Origin of the sequence: Brevibacterium yomogidense (genome assembly GCF_016107685.1) — a bacterium.
Taxonomy (GTDB): Bacteria; Actinomycetota; Actinomycetes; order Actinomycetales; family Brevibacteriaceae; genus Brevibacterium; species Brevibacterium yomogidense.
In genome coordinates this window covers 643,460-665,222 of sequence record NZ_JABASY010000001.1, presented here as the reverse complement: position 1 = coordinate 665,222, position 21,763 = coordinate 643,460, and the positions used below count along the sequence as shown (strand labels likewise).

The window sequence follows — 21,763 nt, the reverse complement described above, 5'->3', positions numbered from 1 at the left end:
CGGCTTCTCAGCCAGTGAGAGGATGGCGGTGACGGACCCGGCGATCCATGATCAGCTGGTCCGGAACACTCAGACAGCCGACACCCCAGGAGGAATCGTGTACTTCATCGTCGTCCGCTTCGAGGTCAAGCCGGAGAGCGTCGCCGAATTCCCGGAAGCGGTCCGCGAGTTCACCGAGGCCACGCGTGCGGAGGAGGGCAACCTCTTCTTCGACTGGTCGAAGAGCCTGGAGAACGACCAGGAGTTCATCCTCGTCGAAGGCTTCACCGATGAGGGCGCAGGCCCCCACGTGAACAGCGACCACTTCAAGAAGGGGCTCGAGGCGATCCGGCCCCACCTCACGAAGACGCCCCGCATCATCTCCCGTCAGGTCGACGGCAACGGCTGGGACGAGATGGGCGAACTCAAGCTCGACTGATCCCGGGCGGCTCCCACTGACGCCGACCGGCTCCGACCGATGCGGGCCAGCTCCGACTGACCCCGGCCGGCCCCGACTGATGCAGGCGGCGCTTCCGCCGCACTCGTGTCACGCAGGCCCGCTGCTCCCCTGTGGGGAGCGGCGGGCCTCCGCGTTCCCGGACACACCGGTGGCCTGGCGCCACCGGGGGCCTCCTTCCGGAGGGCTGCCTCCCGGAGGACTGACGAACACCTCTCTCAGGGGTGGACGCCCACACTCGTGAGCGTCAGCTCCCCTCGCGGTCCACTGATGGTCGCGCGGAACCCCGACTCCGCGGCAGCTTCGACGCTGACCTGCTCCTCCGTGAGCACGCGGATCGCGTCGGACAGCCGCTCCGGATCCGGACCGAAGAACTCGAGACGCTCGAGGAGGAGGGTGACCGGCGCCTCGGCGGCAGGAGCGGGGGCGGCGGGGTCAGAGGCGGCGGGGTCGGAGGCGGCGGGGTCGGAGGCGGCGGGGTCTGCAGTCGTGAACTGTGACGAGGTGGGCTGCGGGCGCAGTCCGTGCGCCGGGTGCGGCGAACTGCCCCAGTCGATGAGGAACGGCTGCGCGCCGCCGTGCGCCAGGGGTGTCCGGCGGGTGAGCCGCCACGCGAGCAGGCCGCCGTCCGGGGTGTGCCTGCTCATGTCGAACACGTCGCCGTAGTCGACCCCGGCCTGGTCCGCGCGGGCGACGGCCGCGTCGAAGCCGGTGGGGTGGGCGGCCCACCGCTGCGCGCACAGTCCCGTCACGCCCGGCAGGGAGCGAGCGGCGAGCGCGGGGTCCTGCGCGGGATCGGGGCCGAGGATCTCGAGGTAGGTGAGCGGCGCGCCCTCCCAGCCACGCGGGATGAGCGGCACGAGGTGGTTCGCGGTGCCGCGGCCGGGATGGCTGCCGCCGGGGACGGTGCGGGCCCCGGTGAGCAGCTCGAACTCGCGGACACCCGCGGCGAGGTCCGGCACCGCGACGACCAGGTGATCGAAGGTGCGGACGACGCCGGGTGCCGTGGGGGAACCGGACCCCGGAGGTTCTCCGGAGGCCGGACCAGAACTGTCAACTGGAGCGGAACCGGCTGCCGGACCAGAATCATCCACTGGCGGACGCGCGGCGTCACTGGCCATTCAGATCGTCACCGTGCCGTTCGGGGTCCCCAGCCGGGCGTGCATCGCGGGTGCGGGGCCTTCTTCGACCTCGGTGCCGCTCGCACCCAGGACACCCAGGTGGGGCCGCAGCCCGGTGGCGTCCGGATGGGTGAGGGTGAGCGATTCGAGGGTGAGGACGGGCAGGTCGCGTGAGGCCGGGTGCGGGGAGTCGCCCCAGTCGATGAGGAACGGCTGGAGTCCGTGGAACGGCAGGGCACCCCGGGTCGTGAGGCGCCACTCCAGGAGGTCGCCCTCGGGGGTCCGACGTGACATGTCGCGCGCTTCGCCGAAGTCCACGCCTTCCGCCTCCGCACGCTGGAGCACGGCGTCGAACCCGTCCGGGTGGATCGCCCACGTCTGCAGCCGCGGCGCGTCGACGTCGTCGACACCCAGCGGACGCTCGACACCGTCGTCGAGGTCCTGCTCCGGGTCCGGCCCGAGGATCTCGAGGTAGGTGAGCGGCCGCGGAGTCTCCTCCCACCCGGCGGGCTGCAGGCGCACCAGGTAGTTGGCCGTCCCCTTCCCCACGTGCGCACCGCCGTAGACGGGCTGCACCCCGGTGGTCTGCGCGAACTGCTCGACTCCCGCCGCTAGATCCGGGACGACGTAGACGAGGTGGTCGAATGCTGTCGTGATCGCCATGGTGCGACCCTACCGACCCTCGGCGCCGTGTGGTGGTGCTGACGTCACATCCGCAGGGAACGTTGCACGCTCACAGGGGTGGGAAGGGCTGGTGAGGCGTGGGAAGAGCGCGTGTTCACAGGGGTGGGACCAGAGAGGAGGGAAGGCTGAGCCCTATAGGGGTGAGACGTAGACGTGCGAGGCGGCGTCGACGCTCAGGCTCGTCGGCTCCGCGACCGTGGCCGGCACCACGCCCGAGGGGGTCGCCTGCGACGCACCGTCCTCAACATCCATCGGGCCCCCGTCGCCGGCAGCGTCCACCTGGGCGCCTCCCTCCGCAGTGCCTGCCGATGCGACGACCTCGACGAGGAGAGTTCCCGAGTACGGGTCCCCGCCTCCCACTTCCAGGCTCGCGCCCACGGTGATGCCGCGGGAGGCCAGGTGCAGCAGGAGGCCCGAATCCTCGTCGGAGATCCGCTCCACCCGCACCCGCGCCCGCTCGGCCGCATCGGTGAGGCGCGCGGCGACCTCGGACAGGGGTGTCGCCTCCGGCCGGTCCACCGTCCCGTCCGCCGCGGGGATCGGGTCGCCGTGGGGGTCCCGCGCGGGGTGGCCCAGCACGGCGTCGATCCGGTCGATCATGAAGTCGGACACCGCGTGCTCCAGGTGTTCGGCCTCGTCGTGCACCTGCTCCCAGCCGTACCCCAGCGTGCGGACGAGGAACGTCTCGATGAGCCGGTGCCTCCGCACCATCGCGACGGCGATCGCGCGACCGGCGTCGGTGAGCCTCACCCCGCTGTACGGCACGTGCTCGACGAGTCCCTGCTCCGCGAGCTTGGGCATCGCCCCGGACACCGTCGACAGGTGCAGCCCCGTCTTCTCCGCGATCCGCCCGGGCGACGCGGGTGCGTCCGACCATTCCTGCAGGCTCCAGATCACCTTGAGGTAGTTCTGCGTGCTGATCGACAGCTGGGAGACGGACATGGCCTCAGCCTATCCGCCGGGATCGGGCGGCCCCTCAGTCCTCTTCGACGCCCGGCATGAGGTCCTGGACCCCACCGCCGAGGTCGTCGTCACCCGACCCGTCCCCGCCCTTCTTGTCTTCGGCCTTCGCCTTGTCGTCCCCGGCCTCGCCGGACTTCTCGTCCTTGGCCTTCTCGTCCTTCTTCTTGTCGTCGGCCTTCTTGTCTTCGGCCTTGTCGTCCTGGGGGTCGACGCTGCGCTTCCCCTCCTGGATCTCCACGGCCGTGGACCGCACGCCGCCGAGCTTCTCGTAGAACGCCCCGCCCGGGCAGCTCGTCTCTCCCACGTCGCGGTGGCCCACGACGGTGCGGATCGTGTCGCCGGACACGGTCGTCTTCGCGTCCGCGGACGTCCCGCTGAGCGACAGCTTCCAGGCGATCGCACCGCTCACGGCGTCGAGCGTCTTCTGCGGCGGGGCCTTCGACCCGTAGGAGCCCAGGACGGAGATCCCGAAGGTGCCTGTGTTGTAGCCGGCCGCGTGCGCGCCCACGACCGCCTTGTCCAGGCCACCGGCCCGGCCCTCCCACAGCCGCCCGTAGGAGTCCGCGAACATGTTGTAGCCCACGTCGTCCCAGCCGCGGCCGTCCACGTGGAAGGTGTGGATGCCGCGCAGGATCGCGGGCACGTCCTCTGCGTCGTAGTCGTTCTGCCCGTCGGTGTGATGGACGACCGCGGCGGTCGCCTCCGAGGCGATCGCCGGGTCCGTGCTGCCGAGCTTCTCGTCCGCACCCCAGTCCTTCCGGCTGCGGACCGTCGGCTTGTCGACCTTCTTCACGGACGCCGAGGTGTTCACAACACGTGCGGCGGTCCCGGCTTGCGCGGTGGTCCCGGCTGTCGCAGTGCTTCCGGTTTGCGCGGTGGTCCCGGCTGTCGCAGTGCTTCCGGCCGTCTCAGAGTTCTTGGCTGTCATTGAGCGCCCGGCCGTGTGCCCGGTCTCCACGGCCAGTCCCGCGTTGACCGTCATCCCCGCGTTCGCCACGGCGGCCCCCGCGCACTGCGGGCAGGAGCAGCCTGCGCCAGTGCACGCGGCGCCGTTCGTCCTGTGGCCGGGGTGCGCCGCCGCCTGCTCCGCCTGCGTCCCGTCCTCGACGGGCACCTCTGTGGGCGGCTCAGTGGGAGCCTCAGTGGGAGCTTCAGCGGGCACCTCCGTGGGAGGGGCGATGGGCTGGTTGTCGCGGACCGCCTCGGCGTCGGATTCCTTCGTCTTGGGGTCGACGAGGAGGATCCGGGTGCCGCTGGGGTCCCAGTCGTCGCCGAGGATCCTCACCTGCAGACTCTCCGCCCCGACCACGTAGTAGGGGTCCGTGCCCGGATTGCCGTCGTCCGCATCCTCGACGTGGATGTGGTTCCAGTCGGACCACTCACCGTCCTGCTGGGTGCGGACCTCGAATTCGACGTCGGACTGCTCGTCGTAGACGAGGCCGACGACCGCCGGCGCATCGTCCGGCAGCACCATCTCCTGCGACAGCGCGGCGATCGCGATGCCGTCCTCCGTCGTCTCGGCGACCGAGCCGTACGGCTGGGGCTCGGCCGATTCGATCGCCGTGTCCGAGGCGGTCGTCGCCGCCGCACCACCACCGAGTGAGTGCAATTCGTCCGTGGATGACAGATTTGGGGACGATTCGAACTCACTCGGGGATGCCCCGGCGGGCGCCGCTTGCGCACCACCGACCGCGCTCCCACCACCGGTCGCACCCCCGGTGGGCGCCGCGTGCGCACCGCCCGCAGCAGCACCACCGACCGCAGCAGCCGGCGCCGGCCCTCGATCACCCGCGGCACTTGCGGCACTTGCGGCACTTGCGGCACCGGAATTTCGCACGTGGTGGGCGATCGCCTGGGTGAACGCCGCCGACGCCTGTGTCTGTGCGGCGGGTGCCCGCAGCAGGGACGGCAGGTTCGTTGTGAGGGTCCGGGTGGCGGCGGAGGTCGCGGTCGACGAGGAGCGGGCGCCGGGCAGCCCCAGGCCTTCCTCGTCGACGCCCAGGAGGTCCGATTCGGAGGTCTCCGGCTGCTCGTCGATCGCGGCGAGCGAGGGTCCGGCGGAGAGCGTGAGCAGGGAGAGGAGCGCGGTCGTTCCGCCGACCAGCGCGCCCAGGGGTCGCGAATGCATGTAGTGAACCTCTGTTCGTGGGGAAGTGGAGTGCGGCCCGCGACATCGATCCGCGGAGGCCGCACCCGAACTCACAGGGGTGCGTCTGTCCACCCGCCATGCTGACACATCATGCGGGCGCGGCGGCTCTGCGACGCGCACGGATCCGCCCGGTCACCACACCTTCGCGGGGTGCGAAGAGGTAGACGAGCGCGAACACGGCCGCCTGCGCGAGCACGACCATCCCTCCCGCCGAGGTGTCCCACCAGTAGCTCAGGTACGCACCTGCCAGCGAGGAGACGACCGCGACCGTCGCCGCGATGACGAGCATCCGACTGAATCGGTCCGTGAGCAGGTGCGCGGTGGCGCCGGGGATGATGAGCATCGCGACGACGAGCACGACCCCCACCGCCTGCAGCGCCGCCACCGAGGTGAGCGCCAGCATCACGAGCAGAAGGCCGCTCAGCACACGGGGGCTCAGACCGATCGCGTGGGCGTGGACCGGGTCGAACGCCATGAGCATGAGGTCCCGGCGCTTGAGGAGAAGGACCGTGGACACGATCCCCGCCAGCAGAGCGACCTGGACGAGCACGGAGGGCGACACCCCCAGGAGGTTGCCGAACACGATGTGCCCCAGATCGACGTGGCTGGGAGTGACGGACACGAGGACGATGCCCAGCGCGAAGAGCGCGGTGAAGACGATGCCGATGACGGCGTCCTCCTTGATCCGACTGGTGTCCCGCACGATGCCGATGAGCAGGACCGCGATGAGGCCGAACGCCACCGCACCCACCGCGAACGGCAGGTCCACGATGTAGGCGAGGACCACACCGGGCAGCACGGCGTGCGACACGGCATCGCCCATGAGCGACCAGCCGATGAGGATCAGCCAGCACGACAGCAGTGCGCAGACGAACGCCGCCACCGCCGTGATCGCCATCGCCCGCAGCATGAAGTCGTACGTGAGGGGCTCCGTCAGCCAGGTCGTCACCGTGCTGAGGACGGTGGTGACGGCTGCGGGAGAGGTGGTGGTGAGAGGGGCCGTGAGGGTGGCGAGAGGGGTCATGGTCGTGGTGAGGAGAGCGGGGATCACGGGGTACCGTCCTGGATCGAGAGGCCGAAGGCCTGGGAGAGCACGTCCGGCCTGAGGACGTCCGCGGGTGGTCCTTGGGCGACGAGCCGGCGCAGGAGCAGTGCCGCCTCGTCCGCGAGGTCCGGCAGCGTCGTGAGGTCGTGCGTGGACACGAGCACCGCCGCGCCGTCTGCGGCGAGCTCCCGCAGGAGGTCCGTGATGAGGGACTGGGAGGTCGTGTCGACGCCGGCGAACGGCTCGTCGAGGAGGAGCACCCGCGCCCCCTGGGCGATGCCGCGGGCGACGAACACCCGCCGCTTCTGCCCGCCGGACAGTCGCCCGATCTGCCGACCTGCGAGGTCGGACAGGCCGACCCGCTCGATCGCGTCGGCGACCGCCGCACGGTCCGCGGCGCGCGGTCGCCGCGTGAAGCCCTGATGCGGGTAGCGGCCCATCATGACGACGTCGCGGACGGAGACGGGAAAGCCCCAGTCCACGTCCTCGTGCTGCGGGACGTAGGACACGGTCGCCCTGGTGCGGGCACGCGCGATCGACTCCCCCGCGATACGCACGCTGCCGGCGTCCGCGGCGACGAGCCCCATGATCGTCTTGAACAGCGTCGACTTCCCGGACCCGTTGACCCCGATGAGGCCGCAGACCCGACCGAAGTCCACCCGCAGGCTCACGTCGTCGAGCGCCAGGAGGCTGCCGTACCGCACGGTGGCGTCGACCACTTCGAGGCCCGGCGCGGGCACCGGTGGCGCCGACTCCGGCAGGGCCGACTCCGGTGGGGCCGACTCCGGCGTGGTCGCGGGTTCCCGGGTGGTCGCGGGCTCCGGGGTGCCTGCCGGTCGCCGCGCGGTCACTGGGCGCCTCCGGTGAGAGCGGCGGTGATGGTCTCCGCGTCGTAGCGGATGAGGTCGAGGTAGGTGGGGACCTCGCCACCGGGTTCGGAGAGGGAGTCGACGTAGAGCGTCCCGCCGAATTCCGCGTCCGTCGCGGCAACCACCTGCTGCATGCCGGCGTCCGACACGGTCGATTCGCAGAACACCGCCGGGATGCTGTTCCCGTCGACGTACTCGATGACGTCGCGGACCTGCTGCGGAGTGCCCTCGCCCTCCGCGTTCACTGCCCAGAGATACGCCTCGTCGAGCCCCGCGTCCTGCGCGAGGTAGCTGAAGGCCCCTTCACAGGTGACGAGCGCCCGCTGACCGGCGGGAACCTCCTCCAGGTCGCTCATGAGTTCGTCGTGGACGTCCTGCAGGCTGCTCTTGTAGGCCTCCGCGTTCGCTGCGAACTCGTCGGCTGATTCCGGGGCCAGCTCCGCGAAGGCGTCCTCCATGTTGTCGACGTAGGTCTGGACGTTCAGGGGGCTCATCCACGCGTGGGGGTTGGGTGCGCCCGCGTATGCGTCTTCCGCGATGTCGAGGGGGTCGATGCCGTCGGAGGCCACCACGCGCGGGGCGTCGACGTCCGCGAAGAACCGGTCGAACCATGCCTCCAGACCCATGCCGTTGTCGATAACGAGGTCCGCGTCCTGCGCGCGGCGCAGATCCGCCGGGGTGGGCTCGTAGCCGTGGATCTCCGCGCCCGGCTTCGTGAGGGAGACGACCTCCAGCTGCTCCCCCGCGACGTTCTGCGCGATGTCCGCGAGCACCGTGAAGGTCGTGAGCACGACCGGCAGGCCCTCACCGGCGGGGTCACCACCATCGGAGCCCTGGCCTGCCGCGTCGCCCGCACACCCGGTGAGCGCCAGCAGCGTCGCCGCACCAGCTGCCGCACTCACCGTCTTCCACGCATTCCGCCGAGGCGAAACCGCCATCACGCACCTCCACCGCTCCGAGACCGCGGTGGGGCACGCCCACCGCTTGATTTCCTCCGACGGTATTCCAGGTGTTTGGCCCGCACAACTCACCATGTGCGCAAGTCAAAGAGCATCGCGTATGGCGCGGCGCACGGCGGCACGGCGCCAGCACAGCGACGCGGGGCACGAGAAGGGGCCGAGCGCTTGCGCACTCGGCCCCTTCTCCCGGTTCAGCTTCTACCGTCCCGGTTCAGCGCCGCTGAACCCCGGTCCGGCATTGCCCACCCGGGTTCAGCGTCATTCGCCCCAGTGGCTTCTCTGCTCGTCCGCTTCGTCAGCATTCTGTTTGAACACCCGGTCTCCCTTGCGCCCGACGGGCTTGTCGGCCCAGCCGCCCGCTGGGTCGTCGGCGGGGCCCTTCGCGACGGACTGCACTTCGTGTGTGCCGTCGGGCAACCGTTCGACGCGGTCGCCATGCACTGCGGCGGCGGCGTCGATCGCTGCCTCGTCCGACTCCATGTAGAGCTCGGCTTCGCTGTAGTCGACTTGGGCGTCGCCCAAGACCTGGCGCACCCCTTCGTTCAGTTTGTCGATCGACTCGACACCGCTGGATTCGTCTGGTGCGGGTGCCACTTTCTCGTCCGCCTCCTCGATCCGCTGCTTGTTGTGGTCGGCCGTCATGCCGTCGTACCCGTTGAGGTCCTCCACATCGCCGGGGCGGCCCGGATGCCCGGTTCCGCCGACTCCGCCTCGTGTGCTTGATCCGTCGGTCACGCTGGCCTCCTTCATTGAAGATGCAAGCTCCCCTGATTTTATCGCGGGAAGTGGCGGGTGGCCACAGATTCGGCAGAACGCACAGGAGAAGTGACAGGTCAGCGATCAGTTGACACTTCAAGCGATCGGTGGTGTGATCTCCTACGTGATGACACGACTCGACACCCTGCTGTGCTGGCGCCGCCGGCACATCGACAACATGGTCGTCACCACGTCGTCTTGTTGAGCTGACCTGCCGGCCCCGGCCGTCAGCCCCCTCACGCACCCGCATCCGGCCTCCTGTGCCCCTGCCCGCGTGCGACCGCACCTCGCGTGACTCCTGTACCTTCGCGTGCTCACCACGCTTGGGCTTCCCGCGCTCTTCGGACGAAAAGACCTCCGTGCCTCCTCTGAACCACCGCTCCATCCCAGCCCGATCCACCCCCGCCCGCTTCATCCCCGCTCGTCCCGGCTCCGCCCTTTCCGCTCCCGCCCTTTCCACTCCCGCCCAGCCCGTTTCCCGGCGAGCGGTGCTGGGAGGCGGCCTGGGCCTCGGCGCCCTGCTCACGCTGGCCGCCTGCACGCCCACGGACACGTCGCCTCTCGACGTGACGGGGGAACCGGTGCCGGGTGGCGTCCTGCGGTACTTCGAGCCGCTCACGTGGACGACGCTGTTCCCGCCGCAGGCCGGGTTCTACCCGAACGGCGGCATCGTCAACAACATCACCGACCGGCTGCTGTACCAGGACGAGGAGACCCTCGAGCTGCACCCGTGGATCGCGGAGGAGCTGCCGGAGGTCAACGACGACGCCACGGAGTTCACCTTCCGCATCCGCGAGGGGGTCACCTACTCCGATGGGTCCCCGCTGGACGCGGAGAACGTCGCGCAGAACTTCGACCTGTTCGGGCTGGGCGACAACGCGCGCGGGCTGCCGATCTCGGAGCAGATCACGAACTACGCGGGCAGCGACGTCCTCGACGACCGCACCGTCGTCTTCCGGTTCGACGCGCCGTCGCCCGGCTTCCCGCAGGCCACGTCGACGATGAATCAGGGGCTCCTGTCATCCGCGACTCTCGACCTCGACTCGGAGGGGTTCGGCCCCGGGCGGGCGACCGGGGTCGCGACGTCCGGCCCGTTCTACATCGCGGAGGAGGTCGTCGGCACCCGCCTGTCCATCCGCGTCCGCGAGGACTACGACTGGGCCCCGCCCCACTTCGAGCACCAGGGCCGCGCGTACCTCGACGGGCTCGACTACCTGGTGAACGCGGAGTACTCCGTGCGGATCGGCGCGCTGGTGTCCGGACAGGCCGACGGTGTGCGCGACGTCCAGGCGCCGGACGAGGCCCGCATCGTGGAGAAGGGCATCCAGCTGTTCGCGCAGCCCACCAACGGCATCAACAACTGCATGACGCTCCGCCAGCGCGACCCGGTCCTGTCCGACCTCCGGGTGCGCCGAGCGCTCACCGCCGCGATCGACCGGGAGCGCATCGTCAGCAAACTCTTCACCGACAACTACCCCGTCGCCACCGGCATCCTGGCCCGCGGTGCGGCAGGCTACGTCGAAGCGCCCGGAGCGTGGGCGTACGACCCGGAGGCGGCGAACGCGCTGCTCGACGAGGCCGGCTGGCAGCGACCCGCGGACGGCGGCTACCGCGTGAAGGACGGCACCATGCTGAGCGTGCGGGTGAACATCGCCCTGCCCCAGCCGCGGTCGCGGGAGGTGCAGAGCCTCGTCCAGGAGGACTTCCGCCGCGTGGGCGTGCGGCTCCTCATCAACGAGGGCGACCAGGCGCAGCAGACGATCGACTCCGCCAACCTGGACCGCGTGCAGATCTACCACTCGATGGTGGCGCGCGCGGACTACGACGTGGTCGCCAGCCAGTGGTCGGTCGACAACCGCAACGCGTTCCTCAACGAGGACGCGGAGACCGGCGAGTGGGGTGATGAGGAGGTCGAGCGGATCCTCGCGAAGGTCACCGGCTCCGCCCGCGCAGAGGACCGTGAGGCCGCCGTCGCGGAGCTCCAGGACCACTTCGTCGACCAGGCCCAGGTGGTGCCGCTGTTCGAGGAGCCGCAGGTGTTCGGCTTCCGCCGCGCCGTGCAGGGCTTCGCGACGGAGCCGGTGGGCCGCCCCCGGTTCTACTCCGTCTGGCTCGCGGACCAGGAGAGGAGCGCCTGATCTTGTCCCCCACACTCCGCTATGTGGCGTCCCGCCTGGGGCAGGCCGTGCTCGTCCTGTTCCTCGCGTACACGCTCGCCGCCCTGCTGCTCATGATCCTGCCCGGCGACGGCGTGCTCGCCCGGTTCGCGAACCCCGCCCTGGGACTGTCCGCGGATCAGGTCGAGGCGATCCGCGACTCCTACGGTGCGGATGCCCCCTGGTACATCCAGTACTGGCAGTCGTTCACCGGGTTCCTGCGGGGCGATTTCGGCTTCTCCGTGAATTCGGGTGCCGCGGTCGCCACACTCATCGCCGCAGCCCTGCCGTCCACCGCGGTGCTCGCACTGTGCGGGTTCGTCGCCGCGGTCCTGCTGGCGCTGATCGTCACGGTGCTCGCCTCCTACGGCAAGCCGGCGTGGCTTGCGACCGCGATCGACTCCGCTCCCAGCCTCTTCGTGTCCGTGCCGGTGTTCTGGCTGGGCATCGTCATCATCCAGGTGCTCAGCTTCCAGCTGGGCTGGGTGAACGTCGTCGACCCGGGGCCCGTCGAGGCACTCATCCTGCCGACGCTCACCCTTGCGATCCCGCTGTCGGCACCGCTGGCGCAGGTGCTCATCCGGGCCGTCGCCGAGGTGCGGGCCCAGTCCTTCGTCCACGTCACCCGCGCGAAGGGGGCCTCCGAGGGATGGCTGCTGGTCAACGCGGTCATCCGCAACGCGACGCTGCCGGCCCTCACGATCGCGGGTCTGCTGTTCGGTGAGCTGGTCGCCGGTGCCGTCGTCACGGAGACGGTGTTCGGCCGCAACGGCCTGGGCAGCCTCACCGCGCAGGCCGTCGCGAACCGGGACAACCCGGTGCTGCTGGCGATCGTCGTCATCGCGACGGTCGGGTTCGTGATCGTCAACCTCGTCGTCGACCTGCTCTACCCGCTCATCGACCCGCGCCTGCGCCACCGCGGTCGGGTGGGGAAGGCGGCACGCAGACAGCTGAAGGGAGCCACGTCATGAGCACCGTCGAACTCGCGGGCGCCGATGCCCGCTCCACCACCGCACAGACATCGACCGATCAGAGCGGTCCGGGGCGCCTGGGCCGGGGCCGGGGACGCAGCGGCCGCCCCTCCACCGTGCGCAGCTTCTTCACGCCGGGCACAATCATCGCCGCGGTCATCCTGGGCGTCACGATCATCTGGGCACTGGTCCCCGGCCTCTTCACCGGCCACGATCCGGTGGACGGCGGGGACACCGCTGCACTGCTCGGCCCGTCGGCGGAGCACTGGTTCGGCACCGATCAGATCGGCCGCGACGTCTACTCGCGCGTCGTCCACGGGGCGTCCCGCTCGCTGCTCGCCGCGCTCATCGCGGTGGGGGTGGGGCTCGTCGTGGGCTCCGCGATCGGACTCATCGCCGGTTCGCGCGGCGGCTGGGTCGGCGAAGTGCTCATGCGGATCGTCGACGTGCTCCTGTCGATCCCCGCACTGCTGCTGAGCCTCACGATCGTCATCGTGCTGGGCTTCGGCATCGTCAACGTCGCCATCGCGGTGGGCATCACAGCCATCGCCCAGTTCGCCCGCCTGTCCCGGTCGCAGGCCGTCACGATCATGCAGGCGGACTACGTGCAGGCCGCCTACGGATCCGGCGGCACCTACTGGTCGGTGCTGCTGCGCCACGTCGTGCCGAACGCGGTGTCGTCGGTGCTCGCTCTTGCAGTCCTGCAGGTCGGCAGCGCGATCCTCCAGATCTCCACCCTGGGCTTCCTGGGCTACGGCGCACCCGCTCCCACCCCCGAATGGGGCCTCATCATCGCGGAAGGCCGCAACTTCGTCGCCACCGCCTGGTGGCTCACCGTCCTCCCGGGCCTCATCGTCATGGCCGTCGTGGTCTCCACGCACCGCCTGGGCACCGCACTGAGAAAGGCAGCCGAATGAGCAGCGACCTCCCCGAGCAGCCGAACTCGTCCCACCCCCCGCAGTCGAGGTCCCACCCCCCTCGGTCTTCTCCCCACTCCCCGCAGTCTTCCCACCTCCCGCAGCCCTCCCCCCACCTCCCACCCGTCAAACCCGGTTCCCGCGGCATCGGCACCGGCACGCCCGCCAAGTACCAGAGCCGGATCGGCATCGACTACTCCATCGAGTACCCGGAGTCGTTCGCGGAGGCGACCGGGGCCTCGGGCGCGGCCTCCGTGCTCACTGTCCGCGGGCTGGGAGTGTCGTATGCGACGCGGTCCGGGGAGCCGACCGCGGCGATCAGGGACATTGACCTGGACATCCGGGCCGGCGCCGTGACCGCGGTCGTGGGCGAATCCGGGTCGGGGAAGTCGACGACGGCGGGTGCGGTCATCGGGCTGCTCGCGGCGAACGCGCAGGTCACCAGCGGTGACATCCAGCTGGGGGCCCACGGTGACGACCCGGAGCTGGATCTGCGGACACTGTCACCCACCCAGTGGCAGCGGGTGCGCGGGGCACGGATCGGATACATCCCTCAGGACCCGGGCACGTCCCTCAACCCGCTCAAGACGGTGGGGGCGAACGTCGCGGAGTCGCTGCGGCTGCACACCGGGCTGGGGGCGGATGCTCGGCGGGCCCGCGTCCACGAGCTGCTGGACCGGGTGGGGATCGACCGGCCGCAGATGCGGGCGGAGCAGTACCCGCACGAGCTGTCCGGCGGCATGCGGCAGCGCGCACTCATCGCGGCGGCGATCAGCCTGGACCCGCAGCTGCTCATCGCCGACGAGCCGACGTCCGCACTGGACGTGACGGTGCAGAAGCGGATCCTCGACCTGCTGGACGATCTGCGCCGCGACGCCGGCACCGGCATCCTCTTCATCACCCATGACCTGGCGGTCGCGGCGGAGCGGGCGAACGACCTGGTCGTCGTGCGCAACGGGATCGTCGAGGAGCGCGGCCCTGCGCGCCGCCTGCTGGGCAGGCCGGAGAGCGACTACACGCGCCGGCTCCTGGCCGACGCGCCGTCGATGCAGACGCTGCGCGGGGCGGTGCGGAGTGCGCCCGGGGCCGGCGAGGCCGCCACAGCAGGACCGTCGACGGGTGCCGGGCCCGCAGTGTCCGGTTCCGCAGGTGCCGGGCCGGCAGTGCCCGGCGCCGCAGGTGCCGCCCCGACCTCGACCGGCACCACCGCCGAGGTGCCCTCATCTCCCGCTGCCGACCTCGTCGAGGTCCGCGGACTCACGCAGGTGTTCGCGCGGGTGCCGCGGGAGGAGACGGACGAGGTGCACGAGGGCGAGGCCGCAGGGTCCGCGATCATCGGCATCGAGGACGTGGGCTTCACCGTGCCGGAGGGGACGACCCTGGGCCTGGTGGGCGAATCGGGGTCGGGGAAGTCGACGATCGGGCGAGCGCTCGCGGGGTTCTACACGCCGCAGTCCGGCACGATCCGGGTAGGCGACTACCAGGCGGAGGCCCTCACGAAGAAGCAGCTGCGGGAGTTCCGGAAGACGGTGCAGCTGGTGCATCAGAACCCGGCGAGCGCGCTGGATCCTGCACATGCGGTGGGGGCGTCGATCGCGGAGCCGCTGCGGAACTTCCGGATCGGGTCGAAGGCGGAGCGTACGGACCGGGTGGCGCAGGCGATGGAGACGGTCGCGCTGGATCCGGCGCTGGCGTCGCGGCGTCCGCGGGAGCTGTCCGGCGGGCAGCTGCAGCGCATCGCGATCGCCCGCGCGCTGGTCATCGAACCGCGGCTGGTCGTGTTCGACGAGGCCGTGTCCGCGCTGGACGTGACGGTGCAGTCGCAGATCCTCGACCTCATCCAGGGGCTGCAGGAGGAGCTGGGGCTCACGTACCTGTTCATCTCGCACGACCTGGCGGTGGTGCGGCAGATCGCGCATTCCGTCACCGTCATGTCGCGGGGGCGGCAGGTGGAGTCCGGGCCGGTGGACCAGGTGTTCGCGCGGCCGGAGGACCCGTACACGAAGCGGCTGCTCGCAGCGATCCCCCGTCCGCTCGACACGCAGGTGCTGGACCTCCAGACGCTGGCGATCTGAGCAAGCGGCGCTCGCGGCCCCACAAGAAGGTCCCCGGTCGAAGCATTCGACCGGGGACCACGTGTCGCACGGCTCAGACTGCGACGACCTCGACGGGGATGTTCCCGCGGGTGGCCTTCGAGTAGGGGCACAGCTCGTGAGTGCGGTCGACGAGCTTCTGCGCCTGGTCCTTGTCGACGCCCGGCAGGCTGACGGAGAGCTTGACGCTCAGACCGAAGCTCTCGCCCTCCTTGCCGATGCCCACCTCTGCGTTGACGACGGAGTCGGACGTGTCGACGCCCATCTCCTTGCCCGCCAGGCCCAGGGCTCCCTGGAAGCAGGCGCCGTAGCCGATCGCGAAGAGCTGCTCCGGGTTCGTGCCGCCGCCCGCGCCGCCCATCTCCTTGGGTGCGCGGAGGTCGACCTCGAGCGTCTTGTCGTCCGTGGCGCCGTGCCCGTCACGACCTCCCGTGACTTCTGCGCGTGCCGTGTAAGCGATGTTCTCCGGGGTGTTCATGTCGTCTCCTCATCGTCGAATGGATCGGAACGGGTGGTCGAGCAAGGTACCCCGCAGCGCGGCCACCTGCTTCCCACCATTGCGCAGACTGGTGGACCTGTCCACCGCGCAGTCGTCCGACCGGCTGTCTGCCCGATCGTCCGACCGCCCCGTCGACCCCGCGGACGTCCGGTCGTCCGGTCGTCCGGTCGTCCTCACCACCAGTTGCAGCCGGACTTCTCCTCGTACCAGTCGTCGTTGGGCGGCCGGAACGCTTCGAGGTTCCACGTGTGCTTGAGGGGCGCGAACACCGCGTGGCAGTCGAACTGCTGCTTGAGGGAGACGGAGTCGCCGGATCCCTTCGCGACGGCCTCGTCCCACATCTCCGTGCGCATCATGTAGGAGCCGCGCAGCGGCCGGTCGAGCACTCCGTCGCCGAAGTCCCGGGCGACCGCGATCCCCCACGAGGACGGGCGCACTTTATACCGGGGAGCGCCTTCCGCCGTGGTCCTCTCGACCAGGTTGATGAGCCCTTCACCCATGTGGGCGTCGGCCACGACGGGGTAGACGACGCCCTCGCCGGTGTGCTCGATGACGTGGGTGAGCACTCCACCGCGGGATTCGTAGTGGCTGGGCACCGCGTTGCCGTCGGCGTCGAAGGCCCAGCTGGGCACGACCGCGCCGGTGTAGATGCCGGTCCCGTCGTCGAAGAGGGCGTAGCCGTCGGACGTCGGCATGACGTGGGAGGCGTCGCCGCCCATCGTGTAGGAGTAGTCGGTCGGAGCGTCGGGTTCCACGACGACGGTGGTGAGCCTGATCGAGGCGTCGTCGCGGACGATCGGGAACGAGCTGAACCCTTCGCTGTTGCGGTACTCCACCACGCCGACGGCCGCTTCCTCCGCTGCGTCCCCCGTCGTCGGGTGGGGCAGGGTGACGGTGAGGTCGCGTCCGCCGCGCGACACCTCGACGGTGCCCTGCGCATCTGCCGGGAGCACGACGTGCGCGGTCGCGACGGTCGTGTCCACGGCGTGTGCGGCGTCGGAGTCGACGCGCACCCGGGCGAGGGTCGTGAGGACGTCCGGTCCCGTCCAGGTCTCGCTGCGCGCATCCAGGGCGACGAGCGCCTCGTAGGCGGTCATCGCAGGTTCGCTCGGGCCTGGCTCGGGTTCGCTCGGATCCGGGTCCGGCGTGGGGTCGGTGGTCGGACTGGGAGCAGGTGAAGTGGGGGCGGGAGCCGGCGAGGTAGGCGCCGGGTCCGTGGGTGTGGGCGACGGCGCCCCCGTGAAGTCGGGGTCCGGTGAGGGCGCCCCCGTGTAGTCCGGTGACGGCGAGGGTGCGCCGGTGAAGTCGAGGGACGGTGACGGAGCCGCGGTGAAGTCCCCGATGGGCGTGTTCGTCTGGGCATCGGCGCCGATCGCGCCGGGGGTGATTCCGCTGATCGTGAGAGCCCCGATCATCGCGACAGCCGTCGCTGCCCGTGTCCACCGCAGCATGAGTGCACCGCCGTTCCATTTGAGAACTGTCCAGTATCCACATTAACTGTGCGGGGCCTCCGCCGTCGCCGATGTCCGGGGTGCGTTCTCGACTGAGCCCTTCCCTGAGACGGATGCCGTTCAGATCACGTACCGCTCGGTCGATTCGTGCGCGACAATGGGGTCTATGCCGCACTCCCCGTTCACACGTTCCGGCGGGCCGCTCACGCCCGCTCCCTCCAACCTCGACGCCGATGTCCTCGACCTGTCGAGCAGGCGGTCGAAGTCTGCGGCACCGGTCGCCGTCGTCACCGGGGGCTCCAGTGGGATCGGTGCGGAGATCGTCCTGGACCTGGCGCGTGACCACACGGTCGTGGCGGTGGGGCGCAACATGGAGCGGCTGCACGCCGTCGTGGACCGGGCCTCCGGCTCCGCGCCCGAGGCCGCCGCCACCGCACACGCCGCCGCGCCTCCCAGCAACGGGGCGCTGGTGATCCCCGTGTTCGCGGATCTGGAGGATCCGGAGACGGCGGCGGAGATCCTCGTGGAGGAGATCACCCCGCTGGGCAGGGTCGACGTGCTGGTGCACTGCGCGGCGATCGCACCGCGGTTCACGGTCGAGGACGCGACCCCGGACGACTGGCGGGAGTCCTTCGCGACGAACGTCATCTCCCCCGCGGAGATCTCGCGGGCCCTGCTGCCGTGGCTGCGGCCCGTGAAGGGGACGGTCGTGTTCATCGGTTCCGGCGCCTCGCGCACGTCCGTGCCGTTCCACACGGTGTACTCGGCGTCGAAGCACGCGCTGCAGGCGATGACGGACGGGCTGCGCCAGCAGGTGTCCGCCGACGGCGTGCGGGTGTCGACTGTCGCGCCGGGACCCACCCACACGCCCATGGCCACGGCGAAAGCGCCGCACGACTACCCGGTGACGGAGAGGGACTTCCGGCTGGATGCGGCGAGCGTCGCACGCACCGTCCGCCATGTCGTCGACGCACCCGAGGACGCACTCATCAGCGAAGTGTGGGTCCGCCCCCGGTACTGAGCAGAAGAAGGATGATGCCGAAGATGGCCCGATCAGACGATGCGAAGGGGAGGAACGACTTCGTCCTCCACTTCGGACACGAGCAGCTGGTCATCCGCAAGCGCTACGAGGCGCTGAGCATCGCGAACGACGTCCTCATCGGACTGTGGTTCCTCGTGGGCAGCTTCATGTTCTTCTCCGAGACGACGCAGACGGCGGGCACCGTCCTCTTCGTCATCGGCAGCGCGGAGATGCTCCTGCGCCCCGTGATCCGCTTCGCCCGGCACCTCCACCTGCAGCGGATCGCACCGGGAGCCGCCCCCGAAGAGTCGTACGACTACTGACGCCCCGGCGGGTCACGCCGCGCCCGCACCCAGGAACTCGGGCAGCCAGATCTTCTCCCAGTCGCCGGATTCCTGTGCTTCGTTGGCATCGCGCACAGGAGGTGTCGTCGTCACCCAGTAGGTGCCCAGCCCGTCGCGCTCCAGCAGCCGGTAGTCGACGAGCTCGCGGCGGAGGTAGGCGACGTCGTCATGGGCGGGGCGCAGGATGCCGTTGACCTGGGTCTCCGTGTAGGTGCGCCCCGGCGTGAAGCGGCTGAGCAGCTCGAGAAGCACCGCGAACCGTGCGCGGCGGCGGGCGGGGATGCGCAGGAGCCGACCATCCTCGAAACGGCCGTCTTCGAAATGGGAGCGGACGAGTCGTTCGTGCTGTGCACGCGCGGCATCGCGGTCGAGTTCCAGCGCGGCGCGCGCGGTCGTGTAGTTCTCACCCGTGCGATCCATCCGTGCGCGGACGAGCTTCTTGAAGTCGCTGTGAGCAGTCATGTGCAGTCTTCCCGCGCCACGAGCATCCCCAGCCTGCACGGCGCGTGACTCATGTCCTGTTCACCGGTGTACCGTGCTGCACGATCATCGTGCGGCGATCCGAGGATCTGCTCCCCTTCACCTGTGCGTCCGGGCTGGGGCCGGTGCGCGGGCTGGGCGGTGGATCTGCGCCGGACCCTACGATCACGCATCGGCCCCCACCTGTCAACACAGGTGGGGGCCGATGACGCGGGGAGGGCACAGCGCACCTCCGGGTGAGCCGCCTCCGAGTGGCTCCGGCTCAGAATGCGTCCGGCTCGGCTCCGGGTGAGCCGGAGTTCCCGGTGCGTCAGCTCAGGGCGGGCAGGTTCAGGCGCGGTCGCCCAGTGCGACGATGTGCTCCGGCAGCCGCTCGTTGCTGCCGTACATGAAGTGGTTCGCCATCTTCTCGGAGAACCGGCTGGCGTCGGTCACACGGCCCACGGCCTCGGCGACCTCGCGGATGTGCGCGGGGGACGCACCGCAGCAGACACCCAGGTAGTTGACGCCGATCTCGTACGCCTCCTCTGCGAACCGCCTGATCTCGTAGCGGTTGGAGTACAGCGGGTCGAGCGCCGTGGGGAACGTCCGACCCTGCGGTGCGGGCACGCGCGCGTGCGGGTCGCTCAGGTTGAAGAAGGTCGGCTCTTCCTGCGTCGTCCGGTACGGGATGGGCAGCGCGCCCACATGACAGGACACCGCCTCGCGGATCTGCCGGATGTACGGCAGGAGGGTGTCCGGCCCGCGGAAGCAGTTCATGCCGACCACGTCCGCACCCGCCTGCTCGAGGCGCTGCGCCGTCTCCACGACGCTCACACCGTCCGCCATCTCCTCGAACGCCATCGGGGCGAGCGTGAGAACGACCTGCAGGCCGCTGGCCTTGGCGATCTCCAGTGCGGCGAGCGCCTCACCTGCGTAGTAGAAGGTCTCGCCGACGATGATGTCGGCACCTTCCTCGACGGCCCAGCCGACCATCTCCTCGAACATCGAGCGGACCTCGGCCTGGCTCTGCGGGTTCGCCGGATCCCAGATGTTGGAGTTCGAGATGTTGCCGGCGACCAGGTCGCCCGGGCGGGAATCCGCGACCTCGCGGGCGATGCGCAGGGCGGACCGGTTGAGGGGCTCCAGCAGGTCCTCCTTGCCGATCACCCGCATCTTCTCGCGGTGGCCGTTGTAGGTGAACGCTTCGACGATGTCGGAGCCCGCACGCTGGAAGTCGACGTGGAGGGCGCGCAGCGCCTCCGGGAACTCGAGTGCGACCTCGGGCACGAACTCACCGGCAGTGAGGTAGCCGCGGCGCTCGAGTTCGAAGAGGAAGCCCTCCGCGATGATGACGGGGCCGTCGTCCAGGCGTTCCGTGAGGGTGGGTGCGGTGGCCGGCGCGATGCCGGAGGCGGGGGTGGGTGCGGAAGTGGTCATGGCTGTCTCCTTGACGTGCACGTCTCTGTGGTCGAGTGGGAGGTGTGTGTTCGGGGCCGAGGAACCTGCTGAGCCGGAGGTCCCGGGATGAGGGCCGACGCACAACGGGGCCGCTCCGTCTGTCCTCGCGGAGCGACCCCGTCGTGTGTTCTCCAGTCCTCGTGTCCTCGTCGACTCAGACGAGCACTGTCTTCTTGAAGGATTCGGATGCGATCTCAGTGCCCTGGACCAGGGACTGCAGCTTCGCGATCGCGATCTCCGGGTGCACGCGGCCGCCCAGGCCGCAGTCCGTCGACGCGACGACCCGGTCGGCGCCCACGAGCTCCGCGAAGCGCTTCACACGGTCCGCGACGAGCTCCGGGTGCTCGACGACGTTCGTCGAGTGGGAGACGATGCCGGGGATGATGTACTTGTCGTCCGGCAGGGTGACGTCCTTCCAGATCTTCCATTCGTGCTCGTGGCGCACGTTCGCCGCCTCGAAGGTGATGCCGGCGGCGTTGATCGTGAGGACCTGGTCGACGATGACGGAGAACGGCAGATCCGTGACGTGCGGGCCGTGCCAGGATCCCCAACAGGTGTGGACGCGCACCTGCTGCGGGTCGATGCCGCGCAGCGCGTGGTTGAGCGCGTCAATGCTCAGCTGGGTGAAGGCACGGTAGTCCTCGTAGGACGGCTCCGGGTTGATCTGGTCGAAGTTCTCCGCGAGCGACGGGTCGTCGATCTGCACCGTGAGGCCCGCCTGCGTGATGGCGAGGTACTCCTCGCGCAGCACGTCCGCCCACGCCCACACGAACTCCTCGTAGGACCCGTAGTGCTCGTTCTCGATGCGCGCGGCCGATGCCGGGGACAGGGAGTTGAGGAATCCGCGCGACGTCTCGTAGCCCGCGGCCTCGAGACCCTTCTTCACGTTCGCGATGTCGCGGGCGACCGCGTCCTGACCCGCGTAGGAGATGGGGCCGACCGCGATGGGGAATCCGGGCTGCGAGCCGGTGTCCGTGCCTGCGTCCGGGTCGCTGTAGGCGGCGGGGAAGAGGTTGCGGTCGCGGCGGTCCGCGAAGCTCGTGAGCTTGATGTTGCCCGGTTCGCTCACCTGCGCCGGGAGGTTCCACAGGCCCTCACCGGAGATCTCGAGGCCGTTCGTGCGGTTGAACGAGTAGTGCCACCACGCCCCGTAGTCGAACTGGGACGCCATCGCGTGACCGTATTCGCCATCGTTCGGCTCTGTGATACCGAGGTCCTTCTGCTTCTGGAGCAGGTCGACCACGCTCTCCGTGAGAAGCGCTTCGTAGTCGGCACCGGCAGTGCCGTTGGCCTTCGCGGCGTTGGCCTCGATGAGTGCAGGGGTGCGCGGCAGCGAACCTGCATGCGAGGTGCGGATGGCGTCGGACATGATTCTCTCCTGTGAACCCGGTTACCCGGCTAGGTGTCTT

General features: G+C 70.1%; 20 protein-coding genes. 7 read left to right on the top strand and 13 right to left on the bottom strand.

The genetic code is table 11. The features are described 5' to 3' along the window. Positions 1 to 97 precede the first annotated feature (97 nt). Positions 98 to 418: a putative quinol monooxygenase gene (locus tag JFC09_RS02800; protein ID WP_198392785.1), complete on the top strand. Its 321-nt coding sequence runs from the start codon at positions 98 to 100 to the stop codon at positions 416 to 418. A 236-nt stretch (positions 419 to 654) separates the two neighbouring features. On the opposite strand, the gene JFC09_RS02795 is transcribed toward JFC09_RS02800, so the two are convergent. From JFC09_RS02795 to JFC09_RS02760, 8 genes are all read right to left on the bottom strand, one after another. Beyond that, positions 655 to 1,557: a VOC family protein gene (locus JFC09_RS02795; protein WP_198392431.1), complete on the bottom strand. Its 903-nt coding sequence runs from the start codon at positions 1,555 to 1,557 to the stop codon at positions 655 to 657. Continuing rightward, on the bottom strand, positions 1,558 to 2,220 hold the full coding sequence (locus tag JFC09_RS02790) for a VOC family protein (RefSeq protein ID WP_198392430.1): 663 nt from the start codon (positions 2,218 to 2,220) through the stop codon (positions 1,558 to 1,560). Positions 2,221 to 2,373: 153 nt separating this feature from the next. Then, positions 2,374 to 3,183 carry a metal-dependent transcriptional regulator gene (locus JFC09_RS02785; protein WP_198392429.1) on the bottom strand — a complete coding sequence of 270 codons (810 nt, stop codon included), beginning with the start codon at positions 3,181 to 3,183 and terminating at the stop codon, positions 2,374 to 2,376. Positions 3,184 to 3,217: 34 nt separating this feature from the next. Then, positions 3,218 to 5,332 carry an N-acetylmuramoyl-L-alanine amidase gene (locus tag JFC09_RS02780; protein ID WP_198392428.1) on the bottom strand — a complete coding sequence of 705 codons (2,115 nt, stop codon included), beginning with the start codon at positions 5,330 to 5,332 and terminating at the stop codon, positions 3,218 to 3,220. Positions 5,333 to 5,441: 109 nt separating this feature from the next. Continuing rightward, positions 5,442 to 6,263, bottom strand: a complete 822-nt coding sequence (locus JFC09_RS02775) for a metal ABC transporter permease (protein WP_232483131.1) — start codon at positions 6,261 to 6,263, stop codon at positions 5,442 to 5,444. Between the two features lie 137 nt (positions 6,264 to 6,400). Further along, positions 6,401 to 7,138 (bottom strand): metal ABC transporter ATP-binding protein, encoded by a 738-nt coding sequence (locus JFC09_RS02770; RefSeq protein ID WP_198392783.1) that lies wholly within the window; start codon positions 7,136 to 7,138, stop codon positions 6,401 to 6,403. A gap of 107 nt (positions 7,139 to 7,245) precedes the next feature. Then, entirely contained in the window at positions 7,246 to 8,205 is a 960-nt protein-coding gene (locus tag JFC09_RS02765) for a metal ABC transporter substrate-binding protein (protein WP_198392427.1), read from the bottom strand. A 279-nt stretch (positions 8,206 to 8,484) separates the two neighbouring features. Continuing rightward, the gene (locus JFC09_RS02760) at positions 8,485 to 8,961 is read right to left on the bottom strand and encodes a hypothetical protein (RefSeq protein ID WP_198392426.1); all 477 of its coding nucleotides are present in this window, start codon (positions 8,959 to 8,961) and stop codon (positions 8,485 to 8,487) included. 434 nt (positions 8,962 to 9,395) lie between these two features. Between JFC09_RS02760 and JFC09_RS02755 the strand changes: the two genes are divergently transcribed. From JFC09_RS02755 to JFC09_RS02740, 4 genes are read left to right on the top strand one after another with little or no spacing between them, the layout of a single operon-like run. Beyond that, the gene (locus JFC09_RS02755) at positions 9,396 to 11,120 is read left to right on the top strand and encodes a TIGR04028 family ABC transporter substrate-binding protein (RefSeq protein ID WP_198392782.1); all 1,725 of its coding nucleotides are present in this window, start codon (positions 9,396 to 9,398) and stop codon (positions 11,118 to 11,120) included. Between the two features lie 2 nt (positions 11,121 to 11,122). Continuing rightward, positions 11,123 to 12,109, top strand: a complete 987-nt coding sequence (locus JFC09_RS02750) for an ABC transporter permease (RefSeq protein ID WP_332839618.1) — start codon at positions 11,123 to 11,125, stop codon at positions 12,107 to 12,109. Further along, a complete protein-coding gene (locus tag JFC09_RS02745) occupies positions 12,106 to 13,026 on the top strand; it encodes an ABC transporter permease (protein ID WP_198392425.1) in 921 nt (306 codons plus the stop codon). Before JFC09_RS02750 ends, JFC09_RS02745 begins: the two co-directional genes overlap by 4 nt. After that, entirely contained in the window at positions 13,023 to 15,101 is a 2,079-nt protein-coding gene (locus JFC09_RS02740; RefSeq protein WP_232483026.1) for a dipeptide ABC transporter ATP-binding protein, read from the top strand. Before JFC09_RS02745 ends, JFC09_RS02740 begins: the two co-directional genes overlap by 4 nt. 73 nt (positions 15,102 to 15,174) lie before the next feature. Here the strand turns inward: JFC09_RS02740 and JFC09_RS02735 are convergent, their stop codons facing one another. Next, positions 15,175 to 15,597 carry an organic hydroperoxide resistance protein gene (locus JFC09_RS02735; RefSeq protein ID WP_198392424.1) on the bottom strand — a complete coding sequence of 141 codons (423 nt, stop codon included), beginning with the start codon at positions 15,595 to 15,597 and terminating at the stop codon, positions 15,175 to 15,177. A gap of 194 nt (positions 15,598 to 15,791) precedes the next feature. Beyond that, positions 15,792 to 17,069: a DUF2599 domain-containing protein gene (locus JFC09_RS16625; RefSeq protein ID WP_198392423.1), complete on the bottom strand. Its 1,278-nt coding sequence runs from the start codon at positions 17,067 to 17,069 to the stop codon at positions 15,792 to 15,794. Positions 17,070 to 17,235: 166 nt separating this feature from the next. Between JFC09_RS16625 and JFC09_RS02725 the strand changes: the two genes are divergently transcribed. Both JFC09_RS02725 and JFC09_RS02720 read left to right on the top strand, forming a co-directional pair. Continuing rightward, on the top strand, positions 17,236 to 18,090 hold the full coding sequence (locus JFC09_RS02725) for an SDR family NAD(P)-dependent oxidoreductase (protein WP_198392422.1): 855 nt from the start codon (positions 17,236 to 17,238) through the stop codon (positions 18,088 to 18,090). Between the two features lie 23 nt (positions 18,091 to 18,113). Continuing rightward, positions 18,114 to 18,413, top strand: a complete 300-nt coding sequence (locus JFC09_RS02720; RefSeq protein ID WP_198392421.1) for a YrhK family protein — start codon at positions 18,114 to 18,116, stop codon at positions 18,411 to 18,413. Between the two features lie 12 nt (positions 18,414 to 18,425). Here the strand turns inward: JFC09_RS02720 and JFC09_RS02715 are convergent, their stop codons facing one another. From JFC09_RS02715 to JFC09_RS02705, 3 genes are all read right to left on the bottom strand, one after another. Further along, positions 18,426 to 18,896, bottom strand: a complete 471-nt coding sequence (locus JFC09_RS02715; RefSeq protein ID WP_198392420.1) for a DUF2087 domain-containing protein — start codon at positions 18,894 to 18,896, stop codon at positions 18,426 to 18,428. 348 nt (positions 18,897 to 19,244) lie between these two features. Continuing rightward, positions 19,245 to 20,333 (bottom strand): homocysteine S-methyltransferase family protein, encoded by a 1,089-nt coding sequence (locus JFC09_RS02710; protein ID WP_198392419.1) that lies wholly within the window; start codon positions 20,331 to 20,333, stop codon positions 19,245 to 19,247. A 175-nt stretch (positions 20,334 to 20,508) separates the two neighbouring features. Next, entirely contained in the window at positions 20,509 to 21,723 is a 1,215-nt protein-coding gene (locus JFC09_RS02705; protein ID WP_198392418.1) for a cobalamin-independent methionine synthase II family protein, read from the bottom strand. Positions 21,724 to 21,763: the final 40 nt, after the last annotated feature.

Excerpts from the sequence above, each read along its gene's own strand:
- JFC09_RS02775 (WP_232483131.1), bottom strand. The coding sequence starts at position 6,263 with ATGCTGCGGGCGATGGCGATCACGGCGGTGGCGGCGTTCGTCTGCGCA.
- JFC09_RS02705 (WP_198392418.1), bottom strand. The coding sequence starts at position 21,723 with ATGTCCGACGCCATCCGCACCTCGCATGCAGGTTCGCTGCCGCGCACC.
- JFC09_RS02720 (WP_198392421.1), top strand. The coding sequence starts at position 18,114 with ATGGCCCGATCAGACGATGCGAAGGGGAGGAACGACTTCGTCCTCCAC.
- JFC09_RS02735 (WP_198392424.1), bottom strand. The coding sequence starts at position 15,597 with ATGAACACCCCGGAGAACATCGCTTACACGGCACGCGCAGAAGTCACG.
- JFC09_RS02725 (WP_198392422.1), top strand. The coding sequence starts at position 17,236 with ATGCCGCACTCCCCGTTCACACGTTCCGGCGGGCCGCTCACGCCCGCT.
- JFC09_RS02795 (WP_198392431.1), bottom strand. The coding sequence starts at position 1,557 with ATGGCCAGTGACGCCGCGCGTCCGCCAGTGGATGATTCTGGTCCGGCA.
- JFC09_RS02765 (WP_198392427.1), bottom strand. The coding sequence starts at position 8,205 with ATGGCGGTTTCGCCTCGGCGGAATGCGTGGAAGACGGTGAGTGCGGCA.
- JFC09_RS02785 (WP_198392429.1), bottom strand. The coding sequence starts at position 3,183 with ATGTCCGTCTCCCAGCTGTCGATCAGCACGCAGAACTACCTCAAGGTG.
- JFC09_RS02790 (WP_198392430.1), bottom strand. The coding sequence starts at position 2,220 with ATGGCGATCACGACAGCATTCGACCACCTCGTCTACGTCGTCCCGGAT.
- JFC09_RS16625 (WP_198392423.1), bottom strand. The coding sequence starts at position 17,069 with ATGCTGCGGTGGACACGGGCAGCGACGGCTGTCGCGATGATCGGGGCT.
- JFC09_RS02710 (WP_198392419.1), bottom strand. The coding sequence starts at position 20,333 with ATGACCACTTCCGCACCCACCCCCGCCTCCGGCATCGCGCCGGCCACC.
- JFC09_RS02740 (WP_232483026.1), top strand. The coding sequence starts at position 13,023 with ATGAGCAGCGACCTCCCCGAGCAGCCGAACTCGTCCCACCCCCCGCAG.
- JFC09_RS02715 (WP_198392420.1), bottom strand. The coding sequence starts at position 18,896 with ATGACTGCTCACAGCGACTTCAAGAAGCTCGTCCGCGCACGGATGGAT.
- JFC09_RS02780 (WP_198392428.1), bottom strand. The coding sequence starts at position 5,332 with ATGCATTCGCGACCCCTGGGCGCGCTGGTCGGCGGAACGACCGCGCTC.
- JFC09_RS02745 (WP_198392425.1), top strand. The coding sequence starts at position 12,106 with ATGAGCACCGTCGAACTCGCGGGCGCCGATGCCCGCTCCACCACCGCA.